Genomic DNA, 22,837 nt, shown 5'->3' on the forward strand with positions numbered 1-22,837 from the left:
GGCCCACCGCGCGTGATGTCACCGAAGCCGTTGACGCCGCTGTGTCGGTGGCTGGAATCCGTGCCGTTCGGGCGGGCGTCGCCGAAGTCGCCGGGTGCACCGCCACTGGGGTTCCCGCCGGAACGCGGGACCGGCTGGCCGGGAAGGCTGATCCGGCTGTCGGGCGACGATCCGGGGTGAGCGGTATCGCCGGGGAGGTCGAAACCGGTGTCGCCCGACGTATTCCGCTGTGCCCCAACGGAACCGGATTCGGTCGACGCCGAACCGCCGGAGCCGGGCAGATCCAGGCCCGTGTCCGGCGAACCGGTGGACGGCGAATCGTTCTGGCCCCGAGAGCTTTCGGGGGCGTCCGGCTTCACGACCGGCAGGATCTGGGTGGGCTCGCCCGAATCGGGGGTTTCGGTACCCGGCTTGACGACCGGCAGCGTGCGGGTCGGTTCGTCGGCGAGCATCGAGGCGCGCGGGCGGGTGGGGTCGGGCGACTTGGCCATGCGCGGACGCGCCGAATCGCCGTCGGTGACCTTGTCCAGGTGCTGGGTGGGCGCTTCGGCTTCGATCTCGGCGACCGTGCGCGGGCGGCGCGGGGTCTTGGCCAGCTTCGAGTCCGGGACCGCCGTCATCTGCATGGTCGGCGGGTCGGTGATGGGGGTGGTCTTCACCAGGTCGACCACGGCGCCCTTCTGCGGGCGCTCGTCGTCGAGGATGGGCTCGCCCATCCCGATCTTCTCCTGGATGCGCTTCATCCACTTCGGCGCCCACCAGCAGTCGTCGCCGAGCAGTTTCATGATGGCGGGCACCAGCAGCATGCGCAGGACCGTGGCGTCGATGAGCAGCGCCGCGATCATGCCGTAGGCGATGTACTGCATCATCACCATGTCGGAGAACGCGAACGCGCCGGTCACCACGAGCAGGATCAGGGCGGCGGCGGTGATGATGCGCCCGGTCTGGGCGGTGCCGATCCGCACGGCCTCGGTGGTCGAGGCGCCTTGCGCGCGGGCCTCGACCATGCGCGAGAGCAGGAAGACCTCGTAGTCGGTCGACAGGCCGTAGATGATCGCGATGATCAGCATCAGCACCGGCGCGCTGATCGGCTGCGGGGTGAAGTTGAGAATCCCGGCGCCGTTGCCGTCGATGAAGATCCAGGTCAGGATACCCAGCGTCGAGCCGAGGCCGAGCGCGCTCATCAGGGCGGCCTTGATCGGCAGCACCAGGGAACCGAAGGTCAGGAACATCAGGATGAAGGTGCTGAGCAGCACGATCAGGATCATCCACGGCATCAGCTCGAGCAGTGTGTCGATACTGTCGGCCATGAGGGTGGGCTGCCCGGTGACGTACATCGTGACGTTGTCGGGAATCTCGATCGAGCGCAGATAGTCGATGGTCGGTTCGGCATTGCCGGTGGGATCGACCAGAGTCGCCGAGGTGCGGTAGATCGTGCGGTCGTTCGGCGGGTTCGACGGCACCGCGAACGGTTCGACCAGGCCGGGGGCGAGGTTCGCCTGCTTCCACACCTGACCGATGGCGTCGGTGTCGGCCTTGTCGCCGTTGTCGACGACGAAGACCAGCTGGATCGGGTCGGTCTTCTTCTGCGGGAAGACCTCGTAGAAGTGCTCGAGCGCGAGACGGGTGGAGTTGTCCGGCGGCAGGTACTTCTCGTTGATGCCGCCGAAGGCCAGATTCTTGACCGGGATGATCAGCAGCAGCAGGCCGACCGTCACCGGGATGGCGATCTTGAGCGGGTGCTTCATCACCCAGCGGGTCAGGCGGCCCCAGAAACCGTTCTCGATCTGCTCGGCGGTCTGCGTCTTGCGGAACCGCTTGAGGCCGAGCATGTCGACGCGCGGGCCGAGCACGGCCAGCATGGCGGGCAGGATGGTCACCGCGGTCAGGGCGGCGAGCGAGACCGTCGCGATGGTGCCGTAGGCGACCGAGCGCAGGAAGCCCTGCGGGAACAGCAGCACGCCGCCGAGGCTGGCGATGATCATGGTCGCGGAGAACACGACCGTGCGCCCGGCCGTCACCACGGAGCGCCGGACGGCGGCTCTGGTGTCGTAGCCCTCGGCCAATTCCTCGCGGAAACGACTGACTATGAACAGGCCGTAGTCGATGGCCAGGCCCAGACCGATCATCGAGACGACACCGGTGACGAAGGAGTTCACGTCGGTGAAGTTGGTCAGGATCATGACCAGACCGGTGGCGCCGATGATGGTCAGACCACCGATGATCAGCGGCAACGCGGCCGCGACAATGCCACCGAAGATGAAGAACAGCAGCACGGCCACCGCGGGAAGGGCCAGGACCTCCATGCGTTTGGTGTCGTGGGCGATGGTGTCGTTGAGGGTCACGCCGAGCGGCTGCAGACCCGAGACCTCCACGTCGACGCCCGGTATGTAGAAGACGTCCGCCACGGCGCGGTAATTGGCCATGATCGTGGTGTCGTTGTCGCCCACGATGGCGATCGAGGCGAACGCGTGCTTCTTGTCCTTGGAACCGAACGTCGACGGCACCGAGGGCGCGTTGCCCACTTGCCAGTAGGTGCCGTTGATCTTGCTGATCCGGTCGGGATGTTCGGTGACGGCGGCGTTCAGGTTGTCGATGATCTTGCCGCTGAAGGCAGGGTCGTCGATCGTCGTGCCCTCGGGGGCGTTGTACATGACGATCACATCGGCCATGTGGTCGCGCCCGAAGGCGATGTCGGCGAGCTCCGCGCCCTGCACCGACTCCGAGCCGGGGTCGAACCAGCCGCTCTGGGTCAGCCGGTCACCGAGACCCGTGCCGTAGGCGCCCAGCGCCAGCAGAGCCGCACCGACCACACCGATAACGGCGAAGCGGAACCGATAGACCAGATCGCCCCAGCGGGTGAACACTTAAGCGACTCCTTGACCAGGGCGAGAAGTGAGTAGCGCCGACAGCGGCCGGAACGGCTGCAGCCAAGCGCCCTCGTCGGGCAGCGAATCGAGGCTCACCCGCGGCAGCGGTTCCCGGAACACGCCCGGGATGTCCTCGAGATCGACGAACTCGAGAGTATCGGAAGTGACGGCCCAACTCGCGTGCTCACGGAATCCGAGTACCTGAGCTGGGATTCCCTTGGCCGCGATCGCTTCCAGTGGCTCCCGGAACGCCTGTCCGTCCGCCGAGGCGACCATGATCCCGGCCAGTCCGTCGCGCTCGCGCATCGCGATGTGGGCGAGCATGTCGGCGTCGACGTCGGAGTCCTCGTCGATCTTCGGCTTGGCGAAGACCGCGAAACCGACATTGCGTAATGCCTCCACCCACGGGCGGACCACGTCGGCGGTGCCGGGGGCGATATTGGTGAAGACGGTGGCCTCGGGCTCGACCCGGCTCTTGGTGCCCGCCGAGAGTTCGGCGGTGCGGGCCAGCAGCCAGCGGCCCAGCGCGTCGAAACGGGGGCGATAAGCGGCGGTGGGACGTCCACCGAGGATGGCGCCGAGTCCCATGTCGAGGTTCGGCGCGTCCCAGACGAGCAGGACGCGTCGGACATCGGAGCCGGAACTGCTCAACGCCGCGCTGCCGGTTCCCTGGGCGATATCCGGCATCTCGGTGGCGATCTCACTCACGCTCATCTGTCGATCTTCCCCCATATGAACTCGTTGATGGCGCTACCGGCACGCAAGCCTTTGCCCTCGAACTTGGTGACGGGCCGTTCGAAGCCGATCGGCGCGGTGACGCGGCTGGCGGCGCTGTCGCCGCCGGTGGTGTCGTTCAGGCCGGTGAGCAGCGGTTCGGCCGAGCCTACTTCCAGGATGTGCTCGGCGTAATCGGCGTGGTCGGTGGCCACGTGCAGCACGCCGCCCGGCTTCAGCCTGCTGGCGATGAGCGCGAAGGTGGGCGCCTGCAGCAGCCGCCGCTTGTGGTGGCGTGCCTTGGGCCACGGGTCCGGGAAGAAGACCCGCACGCCCGTCAGCGACTCCGGGGCAACCATGTTCTCCAGCACATCCACGGCGTCGCCGCGCAGCAGCCGGATGTTACCGATCTCCTCGCGCTCGATCTGCTGCACGAGCTGGGCCAAGCCCGGCTGGTAGACCTCGATGCCGATGAGGTTCAGGTGCGGTTCGGCCTGGGCCATCGCCGCGGTCGCGGTGCCGGTGCCACAGCCGATCTCGATGACCAGCGGCGCTTCGCGGCCGAACCAGGCGTCGGCGTCGAGCTTCTCGTTGGCGACATCGCGGCCGATCACCGGCCAGGTGCGGTCCCAGGAGGTCTGCTGGTTCGGCGTCAGGGCGCCGCGGCGGGAGCGGAAACTCGTGACGCGCGGGTACAGCCGGGAACCGGTGGTGGAGCGGCGGCCCGCCTCGTTCGGCATCTCGGACAGTTCGAGGTGCTTCGAAGCGGTGGACGGCGGCTCCGGAACCGACTCGACAGGGTGGTTGGCAGCGTCGTTCACGTCGTCCATTGTCCAGCATGCGCGCGGGTGCGCCGCAGGCGAGTACTTCCGGTGGAACCCGACGCCGCAGATCGGCGGGTCGCGGGCGGGTTGTCGGCCCAGGTCGGCTCCCGGTTCTCGCACCGACGCCCATTGCGCCGATCTGACAGAATGCCTCCTCGACAAGGGGGTGCAGAATGCCGACAGCCACCGAATCCGTGCACACACGGTCGCCCGACCAGCTCGACCAGCTGGTCTCGGCGCTCCGATCCGGTCGGGGCGGTGATCCGGCCGTCGCCGACCGGCTCGCCGCCGCGGTCACCCGCAGGCGCAGGCCGCTGAAGATCCAGGTGGCCGGGCGGGCGCTGAGCGGGCGCACCACGGTGCTGCGCGCGCTGGCGCTGCTCTCGGCCGAGGAGACCGCGCCGGTCGACCAGCCCGAGCTGCCCGATCCGGTGCTCGACGGCGACCTGGTGATCTACGTGCTGGCCGGTGCGCCGCAGGCCGCCGACCACCGACTGCTGGCGACCCTGCCCGCCGGGCGCAGCGTGGTGGTGCTCAACAAGGCCGACGCGGTCGGCGCGCGCTGGGGGGAGGCGGTCGCCGCGGCCGAGCGCTACGCGCAGGAACTGAAGCTGCCGATCATCCCGGTGGTGGCCTCGCTGGCCGCGCGGACCCGGGCGGGCGCCGTCGACGCGACCGACCTGAGCGATCTGCGCAAGCTCGCCGAGAGCCCGGAGATCCCGTCGGTGCTGGCCGCCGAGCTGTTCATCGGCTCCGGTCCCGACCAGGACGCGCGCCGCCGCCTGATCGAGAACTGGGACCTCTACGGCGTGGACTGCGCGCTCACCGCGCTGCGCGCCGACCCCGAACTGCCCGCCACCGCGCTGATCCAGATCCTGCACTCCGCCAGTGGCATTGACCCGCTGCACCGGCTCGTGCACCGACGCTACGAGCAGGTCGAGGCGGTGCGCGGGGGCGAACTGCTCGACGAGCTGATCCGGCTCGCGGCCGCCGCCGTCCCGCTCGACGGCGCGCGCGGGCGCGAGATGATCGAGCACTATCTGGCCGGTGACGAGGCACTGTGGGCCGGTCTGTGCGCCGGGCTGGCCTGCCCGGCCGTCTCCCACCTCGCGGCGGGCTATCATCCGTCCCCGGCCCCCGCCGACGCCGACGAAGCGCTGGCCCGCGCCACCCGCTGGCGCGCGGTCGTCTCCAGCGACATGCCCCCGACCGCCCGTCGCGCGGCCCTACGCGTGCACAACGGCTACATCCGCGCCTGGGAACGGATGAGCAGTGCCGGACTCTGACCAGCGCGACACCCCCGCCCCCGCTCCGAACCGATCGGCCTCGGCCGCCTCAGGTCCCGTCGAACCCGGGACCGCGCCCGTCGAACAGCGTCCGCCCGTGGTCGGGGCGCCGTCGGTGCCTGCTGGGGACGCCTCCGCCGAGTCGTCGTCCGGGGTCGCGTCCGGGGTCGAGGCGGTGTCCGTCGGACAGCGTCCGCCTGCGGTCGGGGCGCCGTCGATGCCTGCTGGGGACGCCTCCGCTGAGCCGTCGCCCGGGGTCGCGCCGGAGGTCGAGGCGGTCATCGAGCGGTGGAACCCGCAGGGTGTGGCGTTGCTCAGGGCGATGGAGCAGACCGGCGCGGGCAATCAGGTCGTCCTCTATGCCGTCGACGACGCCAACACCACCCTCGTGCGCACCGAACTCGCCCGCTTCGAACCGCGCATCGATCTCGCCGACCCGGCCACCTTCACCCAGATCGACGAGCCGCCCGCCGCCCTGATCCTGTTCGACGCGGGCAGTGTCCTCGGTGCCGACGTGCTGGCCCTGGTCGAGCGGCTACGCGCGGCGAAGCAGCCGATCCTGCTCGCCATGAACGGCTTCCACGCCTATCAGGACTGGCGTGCCACCCGCGTGCGCAGCCTCGCCCTGCTGGCCGCCCGTGGCATCACCGACCTGGACGTACTCGCCGTCTCCGCCAAGCTGGCCGCCGCCGCCCGCGCCGCCGACGACTCCGCCCTGCTCGACCGCTCCGGCCTCGCGGGCCTGCACGCCGCCCTGGCCGCCGCCACCGCCGCCGAGCCCACCGACGGCGCCCAGCGGCGCGGCGCCGTGCTCGCCCGCGTCCTGGCCGACACCAGGGCCCGCGTCGAGGAACAGATCGCCACCCTGCGCGGGGGCGCCGAGTCGGCCCGGATCAGGGAGGAACGTGTCGCCCTGCTCGCCGGGCGCGACGGCGGCCGCCAGACCGGTCTGTCGGCGGTGCGCAGCCAGGTGCAGCTGGCCCGCGTCGACCTGACCACCGAACTCGGCGCGCTGGTGCGCACCCTGCACACCCGCTCGCGCGCCGAACTCGACCGCTGCGACCGCGCCGAACTGCGCGCCTACCCGCAGCGTCTGCAGCAGGCGACCAGCGAACTCTCCGTCGCCGTCGACGCCGCGATCGACGAGCGCGTGGCCGAGACGGCCCGCCGGATCGGCACCGCCGCGCCCGCCCCGCGCAGGCGCGATCCGGCGCCCCGTGTCGGTCCCGATCCCGAACCGAGACACCGTGGTGTCGAAGATCACCTGATGATCGCGCTCGGCGCGTCGGCCGGTGTCGGCCTCGGCAGATTGATAGTGGCGCCGCTGTCGCTGGTGCCGACGCTGGACGTCGCCAGCGTCCCGGTGACGCTGCTGCTCGGCGCCGGTGCGGCCGCCTGGGTGGTGCGCGCGCGGGCCCAACTGGCCGAGCGCAACCACATGTCGCAGTGGGTCTCCGAAGCGCTGGTGAATGTGAAAGCCCAGCTCGAGCAGCGTGTCGCGGCCGTGCTGGTGGATGTGGAGGCCGAATTGGCCGAGCATGTCGTCACCGAATCGACAGCCAGAGCGGTCGCCGTCGACCGGCGTGTCGCCGAACTCGATGCCTTGGCGCGTCGGCTGGTCGCGGAGCGTCCGGCGCAGCTGTCGGCCTGTGAGCGCGATGTCGCCGTGCTCGATCGCTGTGATGCCGCGATTGCGTGAGCGACCTGTGGGTAATAGGAAACGAACCCGATTCCGTCCCGGTCGTCATATCGCGTTAACCTTGAGGCAGGAACCTGGGCGTCCGCTCCGTGCCGGCTGATGCGCGGCCCCCGTCCGTGGACGGTGCTGTACACCGTCCATCTGGGGTTGTGCGGTGGTTTGCTCGCTGCGGACGTCTTCCCGCCCATGGTGGCGATCGATGAGCAGTGAACATCGAACAACCGCCCATCTCAGGAGAGTTTTCATGACCTCAGCGACCATTCCTGGTCTTCGTGGATCCGACGGCACCGCGCCGACCGAGCACAGCGAACTGCTCGCCTGGGTACAGGAAGTCGCAGAGCTCACCCAGCCCGATCGCGTGGTCTGGGCCGACGGCTCCGATGCGGAATGGGATCGTCTGACCACCCAGCTGGTCGAGGCGGGCACCTTCAAGAAGCTCGACGAGAAGAAGAAGCCGAACTCGTTCCTGGCGCTGTCGGACCCCTCCGACGTCGCCCGCGTCGAGTCGCGCACCTACATCTGCTCCAAGACCGAGGCCGACGCCGGTCCGACCAACAACTGGGTCGACCCCGCCGAGATGCGCGCCACCATGACCGAGCTGTACCGCGGCTCGATGAAGGGCCGCACCATGTACGTGGTGCCGTTCTGCATGGGCCCGCTCGGCGCCGAGGACCCCAAGCTGGGCGTGGAGATCACCGACTCCGAGTACGTCGTGGTCTCGATGCGCGTGATGACCCGCATGGGCCAGGCCGCCCTGGACAAGCTGGGCGCCGACAAGCCGTTCGTGAAGGCCCTGCACTCCGTGGGCGCGCCGCTGGCCGAGGGCGAGGTCGACGTGCCGTGGCCCTGCAGCGACACCAAGTACATCACCCACTTCCCCGAGGACCGCGAGATCTGGTCCTACGGTTCGGGCTACGGCGGCAACGCGCTGCTCGGTAAGAAGTGCTACTCGCTGCGCATCGCCTCGGCCATGGCCCACGACGAGGGCTGGCTGGCCGAGCACATGCTGATCCTCAAGCTGATCTCGCCCGAGAACAAGAACTACTACGTCGCCGCCGCGTTCCCCAGCGCCTGCGGCAAGACCAACCTCGCGATGATCCAGCCGACCATCCCCGGCTGGCGCGCGGAGACCCTGGGCGACGACATCGCCTGGATGCGCTTCGGCGAGGACGGCCGCCTCTACGCGGTGAACCCGGAGTTCGGCTTCTTCGGCGTCGCGCCGGGCACCAACCACAGCTCCAACCCCAACGCGATGGCCACCATCGAGGCGGGCAACACCGTCTACACCAACGTCGCGCTCACCGACGACAACGATGTGTGGTGGGAGGGTCTCGAGGGCGAGCCCGATCACCTGATCGACTGGAAGGGCAACGACTGGTACCTCCGCGAGACGGAGACCCTGGCCGCGCACCCCAACTCGCGCTACTGCACCCCGATGTCGCAGTGCCCGATCCTGGCCCCCGAGTGGGACGACCCGCAGGGCGTGCCGATCTCGGCGATCCTGTTCGGCGGCCGCCGCAAGACCACCATCCCGTTGGTCACCGAGTCCTTCGGCTGGGAGCACGGCGTGTTCATGGGCGCCACCGTCGGCTCGGAGCAGACCGCCGCCGCCGAGGGCAAGGTCGGCACCGTGCGCCGCGACCCGATGGCGATGCTGCCCTTCCTGGGCTACCACGTGGGCGACTACCTCAACCACTGGATCAATGTCGGCAAGAACGCCGACGCCGACAAGCTGCCGAAGATCTTCTACGTCAACTGGTTCCGCCGTGGCGAGGACGGCCGCTTCCTGTGGCCCGGATTCGGTGAGAACTCCCGCGTGCTGGAGTGGATCGTCGGCCGCATCGAGGGCCGTTCGGGCGCCGAGGCGACCGCCGTCGGCAATGTCCCCTCGGCCGCCGACCTCGATCTCGAGGGCCTGGACGTCGAGGCCGCCGATGTCGACGAGGCGCTCGCGGTGAACGCCGAGGAGTGGCGCAAGGAGATCCCCTCCATCGAGGAGTGGTTCGAGTTCATCGGCGACAAGCTGCCCTCGGGCATCCGCGACGAGTTCGAGGCCCTCAAGGAGCGCCTGGGCTGATCCCCACCCGGAACAGCGAACCGCCCGTACCGCATTCGGTACGGGCGGTTTCGTCTATTCGGCGAAGGGTGCCAGCGCCACGAACTGCCGGAACCCGGTGCTGTTGAGGCAGCGCACCCGCCCGGCCGGGACCGCGTCGGCCTCGGCGGCGAAGCGGGTGGCCAGGACGCGTTTGAGCTGGTGACGCGGCTGCCGGGTGAGCAACTCCTCGACGAATCGCGGGTCCAGATCGGCGAGTCTGCTCCCGAGGACGTCCACCGAGGCACCCGCGGAGACGAACCCGCCCGGATCACCGAGCCGGGCCGCGGCGTCGGGGTTGAGGTGGGCGGCGATGGCCGCGCCGATCGACTCGGCCCGATCCTCCGGCGCGCCGTGACGCCGCGCGAAGACCGCGGCCGACTCGCCGCCGACGACCGCGAAGCAGCGCCCCGGCGTGGGCGTTTCGAGTTTCAGGTCGTGCAGCAGGCTGGCCACATAACCGATCTCGTCGTCGTGATCGACACCGTCCAGCTCGGCCAGCGCCCGCGCGAAGAAATAGGTGCGATAGGAGTGCGCCAGCAGCGCGTCCGAAAGGTGCTCGCGTGCTTCCAATTCGGCGGCCCGCGCCAGCGCGGTATCGGGGACGCGCAGCTCGGCCAGCTCGAGCCTGCCCGCGCCGCGGCGGCCCAGCGCCAGCCGGATCCGGCCCGCGACCAGGCCGGGTGCGGCGCGCAGCACACCGGCGACGACATCGCGGCGCTGCGCACCGGTCAGCGTGCCGCCGGTGGTGGTGGCCCAGTTCCAGTCGAGCGTGTTCGGCATGGAGATCTCCTCGGATGTCGTCGGCGATGCCTGTTCCGAGTCTCACCGAGTCCGCGCGCGCGGTGAAGTGGCATGGATGCCAGCCTTGCGTGGATTCGTGCCAAACTGGGCGCATGATCGATGTCGCGGTACTCGCGCTCGACGGCGTGATGACCTACGACCTGGCCTGCGCGGTCCAGGTCTTCCGGCACGGCCCCGGCAAGACCGGCGAGCCCGCGGGTTTCGACATGCGCACCTGCGGCGTCCGCCCCGGCCCGGTCTGGACGCCCAACGGCTTCGACCTGCACGTCGAACACGGCCTCGAGCTGCTGGAACAGGCCGATCTGATCGTCGTCCCCGGGATCGGCCTGCCCACGCTGCCGACGCCGGAACCCGTCCTCGACGCCCTGCGCGCGGCCGCCGCCCGCGAGGCCACCATCGCCAGCATCTGCGTCGGCGCCTTCGTCCTGGCCCAGGCCGGGCTCCTCGACGACCGCCCCGCCACCACCCACTGGGCCTACTGCGACGAGTTCGCCCAGCTCTTCCCCGCCGTGAAGCTCGACCCCGCCGCCCTCTACATCGACGACGGCGACATCCTCACCTCGGCGGGCCTGTCCGCCGGACTCGACCTGTGCCTGCACATCGCCCGCCGCGAACTGGGCGCCAGCGCCGCCGCCGAACTGGCCCGCTGGAATGTCGTCCCGCCGCATCGCGAGGGCGGACAGGCCCAGTACATCCCGCAGGTGATGGGCGGCACCGACCCGCGCGGTGGTCTCGCGGCGACGCTGGCCTGGGCGGTGGCGAATCCGGCCGCCGCGCAGGACGTCTGCGCGCTGGCCGCGCACGCGCTGATGAGCGAACGCACCTTCATCCGACGCTTCAAAGCCGAGGTGGGCACGACCCCGCGCGCCTGGCTCGACGCGCAACGCGTGGGCGCCGCGCGAGAGTTGCTGGAAACCACCGCACTTCCGGTGGAGACGGTGGCGCAGCGCGCCGGATTCGGCAGCGTCACCGCGCTGCGCGACAACCTGCGTGCCGCAACGGGGCTCACGCCCTCGGCGTATCGTCGCGCCCGCCGTCGATGAGTCGCGGTCGGTTCACGGCGAGGTTTTCGGACCGCAAGTTTTCGGAATCGATGTCCGGCGAACGATTTCCCGGCTTGTCAGCGGGTACATCTACAGATGTCAGAGAGTCGTCCACGGCGGAGGGTCATCGTCACTTATATTCCTCTCAGCTCCCGAGTACGTCGCATCATCTGAGCTGACTCGCTTTTCGATCCGCCGATGTGGACCACGATGAGATCGACGCTGAGAGGTGATTGACGCATGACCGATCTGGTGACCGGATTCGAGGCCGACACCTACTCGAGCACGCCGTTGCAGCGGGTCGCGGGCCGCCTGCAGCGCGCCCTGCCGCCGGGCTGGCAGGTCGACGTGGTCGACCTACCAGCCAAGGGCGAAGTGGCCGCGCAACCGGTGCTGCGCGTCCAGATGCCGGAGGACTAGCTGGCTGTCCAGCGGAGTGATGCGCACTGCTGTCGACCGTGCGCATTCCTGGGTGGCTAGTCTGTCCAGCCCATCGGCATCAGGACCGACTTCTGCTCGCAGAACGCGTCGAGCCCCTCCGGGCCGTTCTCGCGCCCGATGCCGGAGTTCTTGTACCCACCGAACGGTGACGTCGGGTCGAAGGCGTACCAGTTGATCGCGTAGGTGCCCGTGCGCACCCGCGCCGCGATCTCGACGCCGTGCTCGATATCGGTCGTCCACACCGACCCGGCCAGGCCGTAGTCGGAGTCGTTGGCGATGGCGACGGCCTCGTCCTCGGTGTCGTAGGGGATCACCGACAGCACCGGTCCGAAGATCTCCTCCTGGGCGATGGTGCTGGCGTTGTCGACGTCGGCGAAGATCGTCGGCTCGACGAACCAGCCCTTTTCCAGCGCCTCGGGCCGCCCGCCGCCGAGCACCAGCCGCGCGCCCTCGGCCTTGCCCTTGGCGATGTAGCTCTCCACCCGGTCGCGCTGCTTCTCGCTGATCAGCGGGCCGAGCTGGGTCGCCGGGTCGCCCGGGTCGCCGGTCTGCATGGTCTTCACGTGGGCCACCAGCGCGTCCACGATCTCGTCGTAGCGGCTGCGCGGAGCCAGGATGCGCGTCTGCGCGACACAGCCCTGCCCGCTGTTCATCAGCCCGGAGAAGGCGAGCACGGGAATGCTGGCGGCCAGGTCGACATCCGGCAGCACGATCGCGGCCGACTTACCGCCCAGCTCGAGCGAGACGGTCTTGAGCTGCTCGCCCGCGATCGCGGCCAGCTTGCGGCCCACCGCGGTGCTGCCGGTGAAGGTCACCTTGTCCACGCCGGGATGGCTCGCCAGGTATTCGCTGGCCTCGGCGTCGGCGGGCAGGACGGAGAGCACGCCGTCGGGCAGCCCGGCCTCGGTGAAGATGTCGGCGAGCAGGTTGGCGGTGAGCGGGGTCAGCGGCGAGGGCTTGAGCACCACCGTGCACCCGGCCAGCAGCGCGGGGCCGAGCTTGTTGGCGGCGAGGAACAGCGGCACGTTCCACGCGGTGATCGCCGCGACGACGCCGCGCGGTTCCCGTGAGACGCGCGAGGTTCCGAACAAACCGACCCGGGTCTCGTTCCATGCGAACGTTTTCGCCAGCGCCGCCCACGCGTCCAGCGCCGCGACGGCCGGAATCTGATTGAGTGTCAAGGCCGCTGACGCCGGTGCGCCCATCTCCGCGGTGAGCGCCGCGAGCAATTCGGGCGAACGCTGCTCGATGAGTCGGGCGGCCCTACTGAGTACCTCGGCTCGTTCCAGTGGGCTTGTCGATGGCCACGGTCCGCTGTCGAACGCGTCGCGCGCCGCGGCGACCGCCGCGTCCACGTCGGCATTCGTTACCGCGGGCACGCTGCCGACGGTCTCCTCCGTTGCGGGTGAGACCACGGAAATGCGGTCACTACCGGCCGGGGTGGTCCACTTCCCGCCGATGAACAGACTGTCGTAGTGCATAAGAACACGTTACAGTTCTGCGGCCGGATTGTCTGCAACATGTTCTAATTCGCTGTCCCGCAACGACTGTGAACAGGCCGAATTCCAACCTGTCGGTTCGCTTTTCGGGTAAACGCACTATTGCGTTCTGTTGTTGAAAAGGGGATGCTTTAGCTACTGATCAGCTCGCTCGATTCATCGGACCTTAACAGCGAATTGGGGAGACCGACTCATGGCTGTGCAAGTGATCGGCCGATCGTTGATGACCAGCGACCAGACCGACCATCAAGCGAAGAGTGTGGGCAGCGGGGGATGGGTTGTGTCATTCCTGCCCGGCCGCACACTCACCATCGAGCAGGCAACTGCCGCCATCCAGGCCGCTGAGGCGGTCGCGCAGGTGGGAATGCTCGCCGATCAAGTCGGCTTGACGACACTGGAGACGGTGGGTCTGGCCATTCAGGAATCGCCGTGGGCGAGCGCGCTGCCCGCGCCGGTGCGTCGCACCAGGCGGCTGAGCTGGCTGGCGTGAACGCTACTTGGTAGCCACCACAACCAGATTGCTGACGAGTAGCTCGCGCAGCACCGGAACCCGAACCAGCCACCACGCCCAGCGCGGGTGATACCGGGGAAACACCGTTCGTACGTCGGCTGAAGTCGTTGCCGCCCAGCGCAGCCCGTCGGCCGCCGACACCGCGAACAGCGACCGCCCGAACCTGTTCTTCGGTTCGTGTCCGTGCTTGCGTCGATACCGACGCGCCGCGTACTCGCCGCCGAGGTAGTGCCAGAGCCCGGTCTCGTGACCGCCGAAGGGCCCGTGCCACACCGTGTACGAGAACACGATGAGGCCGCCCGGCTTGGTCACCCGCACCATCTCCTCTGCCATCACCCACGGATACGGCACGTGCTCGGCGACATTGGAGGAGAAGCACACGTCGAAGGCGTTGTCGCGGAACGGCAGTGCCATGCCGGAGCCGCGCACCGACCCGGCCACCCGCAGACCGGCGGCGTGCATCTCCGACGGGTCGGGCTCCACCGAGACGTAGCGGGCGCCCCTGGCGGTGAACTCGTCGGCGAAGTAGCCGGGGCCGCCGCCCACGTCGAGCACGACGGTGCCGGTGAGATCGCGGTCGGTGATGTCGGCGTAGAAGTCGCTGATCAGCTCCGCGCTGTCGGTGGCGATGCCGCCGTAGAACCGGCCGGGGTCGGACTGCTCGAACCGGAAGCTGGTGAGTAGGCGCAGCGAGCGGCGCAGGGTCGCGCGATCGGCGAAACGTGATGTTCGGCGTCGCTGGACGGGCTGCGCGGTTCTCTCCAGGGATGCGGTCGGCACGGCAGGAGTTTAGGGGCTCGCCGTCAGCGCGCCGAAGCCGGACACTCTGCGGCGATAGTGGCCGCACATGTCTGTCGTGTAGAACACACTCCGCTAGGGTAGGGGCCGACGTCTGTCCGAAACCGACCCGAAGGCGAGACCCGACCGTGCGTGAAGTCCTCCTGCTGTGCTGGCGTGACACGGGGCACCCGCAGGGCGGGGGCAGCGAGCGGTACCTGGAGCAGGTGGGCGCCCAGCTGGCGGCCCGCGGCGTCAAGGTCACCCTGCGGACGGCCGGTTATCCGGGAGCCCCCCGCCGCGAGCACGTCGACGGCATCGACATCAGCCGGGCTGGCGGGCGCTTCACCGTCTACCCGCGCGCGCTGGCCGCCATCCTGGCCGGTCGGCTCGGTATCGGCCCGCTGCGCGGCGTGCGGCCCGACGTGGTCATCGACACCCAGAACGGCATCCCCTTCTTCGCGGGCGCCACCGGCGTCCCCTCGGTGGTGCTGGTGCACCACGGGCACCGGGAGCAGTGGCCGGTGGCGGGCAAGCTGGTCGGCCGGATCGGCTGGTGGATCGAGTCCAAGCTGTCCCCGCGCGTGCACCGCGACAACCAGTACCTCACCGTCTCGCTGCCCTCGGCCGAGGAACTGGCCGTGCTCGGGGTCGACCGCGAGCGCATCGCCGTGGTCCGCAACGGCGCCGAGCCGGTCCCCGCCGAGGTCACCCCCGGCGACGCCGTCACCCGCGCCGAGCACCCCCGCGTCGCCGTCCTGTCGCGCCTGGTTCCGCACAAGCAGATCGAGGACGCCCTCACCGCCGTCGCGCACCTGCGCGAGCAGTTCCCCGACGTGCACCTCGACGTCATCGGTGACGGCTGGTGGGCCCCCAACCTGCGCGAATGCGCCGCCACCCTCGGCATCGCCGACGCCGTCACCTTCCACGGCCACGTCGACGAACGCCGCAAGCACGAGATCCTGTCGACCGCGTGGGTGCACGTGATGCCCTCCCGCAAGGAAGGCTGGGGCCTGGCCGTCATCGAGGCCGCCCAGCACGGCGTCCCCACCATCGGCTACCGCAGCTCCCGCGGCCTCACCGACTCCATCGTCGACGGCGTCACCGGCCTACTCGTCGACGACGCCCCCGCCCTGGCCCTCGCCGCCGCCGACCTGCTCGCCGACCCGGAAACCCGCCAGGTCATGGGCGAAAAGGCCCGAGCCCGAGCCCACGAGTTCTCCTGGGAACAAACCGGCTCCGGCGTCTACGAAGTCCTCTCCGCCGCCGCCACCGGCACCTTCACCACCGGCCTTGTAGCCCCCTCGTCCCAACACTGACCCCCGGTCAGTCGCTGAACAGATCGTCCACAGTCCGCGCCGTAATAGCCCGATCAAGCCAATCCCGGTGCCCGCATCGTGCCGGAAGATACGGTGCGTTGCCTCGTGCGGTGAGCTGACCATAGCTGGAGAACATAAGTCATCTGTCGCACTGGTGTTCTAATCGGTCGGCGTGTTCGATGACATGCGGTGGCGCACCGGGGGACACGCCGATTCAGTCGCGGCGGAGGGCGGTCGTCAGGAGAGCCGTGACGAGGAGGGTGGCCCAGAGGAGGTGGGCTGCGGTGGAGAGGTGGCGTTGGGTGGGGGTGGCGATGTCTCGGGGGGTGGGGTCGGGGATTCGGTAGAGGGAGAGGTTGTCGTCGGTGTGGACGAGTTGGGTTGCGGCCAGGGTTTTTTCGGAGTCGCCGAGGGGGCCGGGGGTGGTGTGTTCCACGAGGACCCAGCCGACGCCGAGGTCGGCGAGGGTCGTGGGTGGGGCGCCGGTGAGGAGGGCTTCCTCGACGGTGCGGGCGCGGTTGCCCTCGCCGGTGACGGCGTAGCCGCGGACGCGGAGTTCGCCGGTCTGCATGACGTCGTTGGGAAGGATGCGGGGAGCAGGGTCGAGGACGGGAGCTGTTCCGCTGTAAGGGAATCGGCGGAACATACCGCCGGGGAGAACGGCCACGTCGCCGGGCGCGTCGATCTTCTCCGCGACCTGCTCCCAGCTGCCGGGGTAGTGCACGGCCCGCATCTCGTTGCCGACGCCCCAGGCGAGATCGGCCAGCGGGAGAACGAGTAGTGCGATGAAAAGCGCTGCGACCATGGATGTTCCGGCGGTCGACTGCGAATCGCTCCGTGCCGTGCGGTTTTCGTCGTGGCCTCGCGAGCGCGGACCGAACCACTCGGCGACCCGATGACAAGCCGCCGCCGCACACAGCGCGTACGCGGGCATCGCCAGCGCCACGTACTTCTGCGTATCCCGCAGTAACCCGGCCCCGGGCACGTGCACCACCAGCCACTCACCCACCGCGAGTCCCCACGGTGTCGCGCCGAGCGCGGGCAGCACGATCGCCGCCGCCGCGATCACCAGCAGCGTCCGCCCGTCGCGTCCGCGCGTCCACACCGCGCGCACCCCGAGCACCACGACGGCGAGCAGCAGGACGGTCGCGACCAGCGCCAAGGGTGTGGTCCGGCTGGCGGGCACCGCCTCGCCGTTCCAGATTCCGCCCAGTCCGGCCAGGCTGCCCAGCGTGCCCAGCCACGGTTCGGCCCGCGCCGCGAATGCCGCCACACCGGCGGGATCGGACGGCTCGGCCCCCGAGCCGAGGGCGGTCGCGGTCAGCCACGGCGCGCAGCTCACCAGCCACAGCACGATGGCCGGGACCAAGGCCCGACGACCCACCAGCGCGAGCCCGATGATCGCCGCCAGCAGCGACCCGGTGGGCGTCAGCCCCGCGGCGGCGAAGCTCGCTGCCAGCGCGGTCCAGGCGCCCAGCCGCTCCGGGGCGAGGGCCCGCCGCACCCGCACCGCGGCCAGCGCGGTCCACGGCAGTGCCGCGTACCCGGCCAGCAGACTCCAGTGTCCTTGCAGAAGACGTTCGGCGACAAAGGGATTCCACAGCGCGATGGTCGCGGCGACCAGCTGCGCGGGCACCCCCGCGTCGAGGAACCGGCGCACCAGCACGGCGGCGCCGTACCCCGCCGCCCACAGCGCGACGATCAGCATCGCCTTCACCAGAATTCCGCCGTCGATCACCGGCGACAGCACCGCGAGCAGCGCGTCCTGCGGGACCGCGCGCGGGGCAGCGGCGCCGAGTCCGAGCGCGGAGTCGGTGAGATACGAACGCGGAGTGCTCACCGCGTCGCGCAGCAGCAGATAACCCGAGCCTGCCAGCGGCCCGATGATGATCAGGGTGAGCAGCGCACAGTATCCGGCGACCCAGGCCCTCGCGCGCGAACTACTCACCACCTGCACCTTACGTCCCGCCCGGCGGAGCGCGGCCCGGGGGCGATCCGGCTAGGACTCGACCTCGCGACTCCTGGCCACCGACATGCTCCAGGCCAGCCAGAGCAACCCGACCGCCAGCAGTACCGCGTGTGCGATGCGGACGGGCTGCGGTGTGAAGAACTGCGGAATGAGCAGGGTGAATCCGACGGCCTGGACCACCGCCGCGGCCCGCGGCAGTGTCCCGGCCCGCCACACCGCGACGGCCGCGAGCACGGCGCCGACGGCCAGCAGACCCAGTCCGAGGGCGAACAGCGTGGCGGCGGTGGGGTCGTAGCGGAAGTCCTCGCCGATACCGAGCAGTGCCGGGTTCTGCTCGGCGACGGCGCGGGTGCCGAGCGCGCGCAGACCGTAGACCTCGGCGCCGTAATAGAGCAGGGTGACCCCGGCGCCGATCCAGGCGATCACGGTGGCACGCAACGCGATCGGCTCGGCGCGGGTGGCGCGCACGGTGAGGTAGATCCCGAGCAGGCCGAGGGTGTAGAGGATGAAACCGATTCCGGCGGCGAGATGACCGACGAGCCAGCCGGTGGAGGCCCACGCTTCGGCGCCAGCGAGCGTGGTCTCGTCCGCGCGCGGCGGGAGGATTCCGTAGCCGAGGAACAGGACGGCGGCGATGGCGAAGGCGGTGGTGCTCCATCGGCTTCGTCCGGCGGAAATGGACTGCATCGTGGTTCTCCCCTAAATGAGAGCAGTGCTCTCTCGGGGGGAATCATGAATGCGGACCGCCGCGTCTGTCAAGAGCAGTGCTCTCTATTTCGGAAGCGTTCACCGAACCTGACCCAGGTATCGGACGCGGACACGCCAGGGTGAGTCCGGTCGGACTCACATTTTCGGGGTAGTGGCAGCGCCGCGCCCACGCAGGTGCGACGATGAGGCGTGTCCTCGGTCCGTCGCCCCCCTGTCGTTGCTGATCTGACGTGGGTGACGGCCGGTGCGATGACCGCCAATGTCGCCGGTTACCTGCTGCAACTGCTCGCGGGCCGCTGGCTCGGCGTCGCGGGCTACAGCGAGTTCGCCAGCCTGCTGGCCGTGCAGCTGCTGTGCGCGGTGCCCGCCCTGGCCATGCAGAACGTGGTCGCGCGCGAGGTGGTGCGCGGGGCGAGCCTGTCGGCCGTGCGCGCGATGCAGTGGCGGTGCGCGGCGCTGGTCGCCGCGGTCGCGGTGGTGCTGATCCCGGTCGTCGCCGGGGTGCTGCATGTGGGGGTGTGGGCGGCGGCGGGGGCGTTGGGCGCGGCTCCGGCGCTGGTCATCCTGTCCGGTGAGCAGGGAATCCTGCAGGGCGGCAACCGTTTCCGACAGCTGGCCGTTGTCCTCGCGATGGCGGGTACCGCCCGCGTCGCCCCCGCTCTGGTCGCCCTGGCCCTCGGCGGCGGTGCGGCGGGAGCCCTCTGGGCCGGTGCGGCGGGCATCATCGCCGCCGCTGCCCTCGCCGCCCGCATCGCCCGCGCCACCACCACCAGCGACGAGACCCGCAGCGTCGGAAAGACCTCGACCCCCAACCGCCGCCCGGCCATCGGCGTCCTCCCGGTCCTGCGCGCCGTCCAGGTCCAGGCCGCCCTCATGGCCCTGTCCTCCGCCGACCTCATCGTCGTGCGCATCGTCCTCGACGACGTAGACGCCAGCCGCTACTCCCTCGGCACCATCGCCACCAAGATCGCCTTCTGGCTCCCGCAGGCCGTCGGCGTCGTGCTCTATCCACGCATGGCCCAGCCCGCCCATTCCGCGCGCGCCATCCGTGACGCGCTGTCGGTGCTGTCGGTGATCGGCGTCGTCGCGGTGCTGGGTGCCGCGGTGGCCGCCCCGCTGGCCCCGCTGTTCGCCGGACAGGACTACGCGCCGATCCAGGGCCTGCTGTGGATGTTCGCCCTGCACGGCGCGATCCTGGCTGTGCTGCAGGGCGCGCTGCTGTCGGCCATCGCCGTGGAACGCACGGCACTGGCCGCGGTCACCTGGGTGGGTCTGGCGCTCGAGGTGGCCCTCATGCTCGCCTTCGCGCGCTCGATCGGCACGCTGATCGGCACCGCGGTCGCCGTCGCCGCCGTCACCACCACGATCGTCGCGGTGGTCGTCCTGCGCACGGCCGCGCGCACCACCCAGCGCGAGCCCGTCACCGCGTAATCGACACTCAGCAATCCACAAACCGCACCCTGTGGACAACGACCTGTGGATAACTTCGGCCCGGCAATAAACGCCCAGTTGGGGCCGGAGAACGCCCAGTTCGGGCCCGCCGAGACCGTTCATCCACACACCATGCACCGAACCCCTGTGGATAACCGGCGAACCGCGAGCGCTACCGAACCGCCGCCCCGGAAACGCCGACGGCCCCGGTCGTGATGACCGGGGCCGTCGGGAACGAAGAGTCCTCAGGGACGCTTGTTGGTGTCGATCTGCTCGGTGGGTCCGTCGTAGTCCCCACGCGGGAACTGCGTGGTCGGAGCGTCGTCCTCGTCCCAGGTCGACGCGGCCGTCTCGGGCTCCGGCGCCGGGGTGGGCGCCGGACGACCACCGCGCGGGCTGGCGTGGGCGGGCGTGCCGCCGCCACCGCGCAGGCCGAGGAACAGCCCGGCCAGCAGCGCGAGCACACCGAGTACGCCGAACACGATCGGCACGATCCGGCCGAACAGCGAGAGCTTGTCGGTGTTCTCCTTGGCGATCGCGATCTGCGACTCGATGGTCGACTCGTCGAACACGATGTGCGACTTGAGCGCGGTCACCTCGGGCTTGTCCGCGGTGCGGGCGTAGAACAGGTGGATCGACTCGCCGCCCTTGATGACGGTGCCGGTCTGCGGCTCGACCCACAGGTCACGCACATTGGTGTAGTAGCGGGTCATGGTGACCGGGGTGTCGTCGTCGCCCACGCCCCACTTCTTGGCGGGCAGGGTCAGCCGGTTGGTCGGCGACTGCACCACGTCCCAGGTGCTGGTGACCGGCGCGATCATCTGGAACCGGTAGACCTTCATGCTGTTGATCTCGGTCTCTTCGATGAAGTTGGCGTCGAAGGACTTGCGCACGTTGACGTCGAAGTACGGGTAGGTCTTCTTCTCGGTGCCGATCGGGAAGCGGTAGCCGAGGCCGGTGTGCTGCACCGGGTCCATGACGCTGCCGTTCTTGTCCACGGTGACCGCGATCGAGCCGTTGGGATCGGTGGCGACCGGCTCGCCGGTGGTGCGCGAGATGGTGACGCGGTCGATCAGGGCGCTGAGCAGGCCGGTGTCGCCCTGCACGTCGGTGCGGCGCAGCGTCTGGCCCGCCTGCAGCGTCATCTCGTCGGCGTCGGAGGGCTCCTCCACGGTGACGAAACGCTGCGAGACCAGCGGCACGTCCTTGTTCACGACGGCCGGACCGTCGCCGGTGGTCAGCGACTTGGAGTCGAGCACGAGGCTCTCCTCACCCGGCTGGTTCTGGGCGATGGTGGTGATCTCGAGGTCGAGTGGAGTCTTGGCGACCTTGCTCACCGTGTAGGTGGGGATCATCAGCGCGGCGACGAGTAATGCCGCGCCCAGACCCACGAGCACGCAGGCAACCGTCCTTCTGGTTCCGGCACTCAGTGCCATGCAAACTCTCCTCGTCGTTCGAACACGGATCATCCGGCGGTCTGGTAGTGCGACCACAGGCCCTCGTGAGCCCCGACACTAACAGCCCGCACCCACGGACATGGGCCCTGCGCCCGGTAAATCGCCGACACGCTCGCCCGGGAAATCGCCGACACGGCAGACTGGACCCCGATGACGATCGCCACCGCCCCCGTTCCGCCGCCGCGCGCCTTCATTCCCGCTCTGGAGGGAATGCGCGGGATGGCGGCACTCGGTGTGCTGCTCACCCACGTGGCCTTCCAGACCGGCAGCGGCCACATCCGGGTGCTCGGCCCGATCCTGGAACGCTTCGACATGGCGGTCGCGGTGTTCTTCGCGCTGTCCGGTTTCCTGCTGTGGCGTCCGCACGCGGCCCGCGCGCACGGCTACGGCACCGCCCCGAGCACCGCGCGCTACCTGCTGCACCGCTTCGCGCGGATCATGCCCGCCTACTGGGTCGTGGTGGTGTTCGTGCTGGTCCTGCTGCCGAGCGCGGCGCAGTCGGCGAATCTGCGGGTGTGGGTGTCCAACTTGTTCCTGCTGCAGGTGTTCGTCCCGCTGACGCTCACCGACGGCCTCACCCAGATGTGGAGCCTGTCGGTGGAGGTGGCCTTCTACCTGGTGCTGCCGGTGCTGGCCTGGACGGTGGTGCGGTTGCGCGGCCGCGCGGCGCGCTGGCGGGTGCCGGTGCTCGGCGTGCTGATCGCGGTGAGCCTCACCTGGAACTTCTGGCCGGTGCCCACCCCCGACGCCATCCACGCCGACAACTGGCTGCCCGGCTATCTGCCCTGGTTCGGCGCGGGCATGGTGCTCGCGGAGCTGATCCATCTGGTCGCGCCCGCGTCGCGGTGGGGTCGGGTGCTGTCCGACCAGCGGCTCATGTGGGCGATCGCGCTGGTGGCGTTCCTGATCTCGGCGACCGAATACGGTGGCCCCGCCGGTCTCGAACGCGCGCAACCGTGGCAGTACGCGGTGAAGATGCTGCTCGGGATGATCCTGGGCTTCGGCCTGCTCGCCCCGCTGGTACTGCGACCGGTCGAGGCGAAGCCGCATCGCTGGCTGGAGTCGAAGCCCGCCGCCGTGCTCGGACGCTGGTCCTACGGCATCTTCCTGTGGCACCTGGTGGTGCTCACCATGGTCTTCCCCGTCTTCGCCATCCTCCCCTTCAACGGCCACCTGACCTTCGTCCTCACGCTGACCATCCTGGGCACCCTCCCCCTGGCCGCCGCGAGCTACGCCCTCATCGAGGAACCGGCCCGCCTGTGGGCCCGCCGCGTCGACAAGCGCGCCGCCGAAGCCAAGGCCGCCCGCCGCGCCGCCCGCGAGTCGGCTCCGGCCCCGGCGTCGACGCACTGATCGGGGCCGCGGACGTCGACAGCGCCCGTATCAACGC

At 69.8% G+C, this 22,837-nt stretch carries 17 protein-coding genes and 1 pseudogene; 9 read left to right on the forward strand and 9 right to left on the reverse strand.

Features of this window, described 5'->3' with window-relative positions:
* Window positions 1–296: 296 nt before the first annotated feature.
* The 3 genes and pseudogenes from QC180_RS30300 to trmB all read right to left on the reverse strand — a co-directional run.
* Window positions 297–2,867, reverse strand: a pseudogene (locus tag QC180_RS30300) (MMPL family transporter); the annotation flags it as partial.
* A complete protein-coding gene (locus QC180_RS03720) occupies window positions 2,868–3,584 on the reverse strand; it encodes an NYN domain-containing protein (protein ID WP_278261113.1) in 717 nt (238 codons plus the stop codon). It lies immediately after the preceding pseudogene.
* Window positions 3,581–4,324 (reverse strand): tRNA (guanosine(46)-N7)-methyltransferase TrmB, encoded by a 744-nt coding sequence (trmB, locus tag QC180_RS03725; protein ID WP_278261208.1) that lies wholly within the window; start codon window positions 4,322–4,324, stop codon window positions 3,581–3,583. Before trmB ends, QC180_RS03720 begins: the two co-directional genes overlap by 4 nt.
* Window positions 4,325–4,581: 257 nt before the next feature.
* On the opposite strand from trmB, the gene QC180_RS03730 reads away from it, so the two are divergent.
* The 3 genes from QC180_RS03730 (at window position 4,582) to QC180_RS03740 (ending at window position 9,470) form a co-directional block, all read left to right on the forward strand.
* Window positions 4,582–5,694: a hypothetical protein gene (locus tag QC180_RS03730; RefSeq protein ID WP_278261114.1), complete on the forward strand. Its 1,113-nt coding sequence runs from the start codon at window positions 4,582–4,584 to the stop codon at window positions 5,692–5,694.
* A 217-nt stretch (window positions 5,695–5,911) separates the two neighbouring features.
* Entirely contained in the window at window positions 5,912–7,393 is a 1,482-nt protein-coding gene (locus tag QC180_RS03735; RefSeq protein ID WP_278261115.1) for a hypothetical protein, read from the forward strand.
* A 244-nt stretch (window positions 7,394–7,637) separates the two neighbouring features.
* Window positions 7,638–9,470, forward strand: coding sequence for a phosphoenolpyruvate carboxykinase (GTP) (locus QC180_RS03740; RefSeq protein ID WP_278261116.1), 1,833 nt, complete (start codon window positions 7,638–7,640; stop codon window positions 9,468–9,470).
* 54 nt (window positions 9,471–9,524) lie between these two features.
* Here QC180_RS03740 and QC180_RS03745 read toward each other — a convergent pair whose 3' ends face one another.
* A complete protein-coding gene (locus tag QC180_RS03745) occupies window positions 9,525–10,271 on the reverse strand; it encodes an HD domain-containing protein (protein ID WP_278261117.1) in 747 nt (248 codons plus the stop codon).
* Window positions 10,272–10,384: 113 nt separating this feature from the next.
* Between QC180_RS03745 and QC180_RS03750 the strand changes: the two genes are divergently transcribed.
* Both QC180_RS03750 and QC180_RS03755 read left to right on the forward strand, forming a co-directional pair.
* Complete coding sequence (locus QC180_RS03750; RefSeq protein ID WP_278261118.1) at window positions 10,385–11,335, forward strand: GlxA family transcriptional regulator; 951 nt, start codon at window positions 10,385–10,387, stop codon at window positions 11,333–11,335.
* A gap of 240 nt (window positions 11,336–11,575) precedes the next feature.
* Entirely contained in the window at window positions 11,576–11,755 is a 180-nt protein-coding gene (locus tag QC180_RS03755; RefSeq protein WP_278261119.1) for a hypothetical protein, read from the forward strand.
* 56 nt (window positions 11,756–11,811) lie between these two features.
* On the opposite strand, the gene QC180_RS03760 is transcribed toward QC180_RS03755, so the two are convergent.
* Window positions 11,812–13,257: an aldehyde dehydrogenase gene (locus tag QC180_RS03760; protein ID WP_278261120.1), complete on the reverse strand. Its 1,446-nt coding sequence runs from the start codon at window positions 13,255–13,257 to the stop codon at window positions 11,812–11,814.
* A gap of 211 nt (window positions 13,258–13,468) precedes the next feature.
* Between QC180_RS03760 and QC180_RS03765 the strand changes: the two genes are divergently transcribed.
* Window positions 13,469–13,765: a hypothetical protein gene (locus tag QC180_RS03765; protein WP_278261121.1), complete on the forward strand. Its 297-nt coding sequence runs from the start codon at window positions 13,469–13,471 to the stop codon at window positions 13,763–13,765.
* 3 nt (window positions 13,766–13,768) lie between these two features.
* Here QC180_RS03765 and QC180_RS03770 read toward each other — a convergent pair whose 3' ends face one another.
* A complete protein-coding gene (locus QC180_RS03770) occupies window positions 13,769–14,566 on the reverse strand; it encodes a class I SAM-dependent methyltransferase (RefSeq protein ID WP_278261122.1) in 798 nt (265 codons plus the stop codon).
* A gap of 146 nt (window positions 14,567–14,712) precedes the next feature.
* On the opposite strand from QC180_RS03770, the gene QC180_RS03775 reads away from it, so the two are divergent.
* Window positions 14,713–15,882, forward strand: a complete 1,170-nt coding sequence (locus QC180_RS03775; RefSeq protein ID WP_278261123.1) for a glycosyltransferase family 4 protein — start codon at window positions 14,713–14,715, stop codon at window positions 15,880–15,882.
* Window positions 15,883–16,096: 214 nt separating this feature from the next.
* On the opposite strand, the gene QC180_RS03780 is transcribed toward QC180_RS03775, so the two are convergent.
* Both QC180_RS03780 and QC180_RS03785 read right to left on the reverse strand, forming a co-directional pair.
* Window positions 16,097–17,830, reverse strand: a complete 1,734-nt coding sequence (locus tag QC180_RS03780; protein ID WP_278261124.1) for an MmpA family trehalose lipid delivery protein — start codon at window positions 17,828–17,830, stop codon at window positions 16,097–16,099.
* Window positions 17,831–17,881: 51 nt separating this feature from the next.
* Window positions 17,882–18,538, reverse strand: a complete 657-nt coding sequence (locus tag QC180_RS03785) for a hypothetical protein (RefSeq protein WP_278261125.1) — start codon at window positions 18,536–18,538, stop codon at window positions 17,882–17,884.
* A 270-nt stretch (window positions 18,539–18,808) separates the two neighbouring features.
* Between QC180_RS03785 and QC180_RS03790 the strand changes: the two genes are divergently transcribed.
* Window positions 18,809–19,990, forward strand: a complete 1,182-nt coding sequence (locus QC180_RS03790; protein ID WP_278261209.1) for a polysaccharide biosynthesis protein — start codon at window positions 18,809–18,811, stop codon at window positions 19,988–19,990.
* A gap of 245 nt (window positions 19,991–20,235) precedes the next feature.
* Here QC180_RS03790 and pgfA read toward each other — a convergent pair whose 3' ends face one another.
* Complete coding sequence (gene pgfA, locus QC180_RS03795) at window positions 20,236–21,426, reverse strand: cell envelope lipid trafficking protein PgfA (RefSeq protein WP_278261126.1); 1,191 nt, start codon at window positions 21,424–21,426, stop codon at window positions 20,236–20,238.
* 171 nt (window positions 21,427–21,597) lie between these two features.
* Between pgfA and QC180_RS03800 the strand changes: the two genes are divergently transcribed.
* The gene (locus tag QC180_RS03800) at window positions 21,598–22,800 is read left to right on the forward strand and encodes an acyltransferase family protein (protein WP_278261127.1); all 1,203 of its coding nucleotides are present in this window, start codon (window positions 21,598–21,600) and stop codon (window positions 22,798–22,800) included.
* The last annotated feature ends 37 nt before the right edge of the window (window positions 22,801–22,837 follow it).

The sequence above is a fragment of the Nocardia anocheti genome (genome assembly GCF_029675105.1).
GTDB lineage: Bacteria > Actinomycetota > Actinomycetes > Mycobacteriales > Mycobacteriaceae > Nocardia.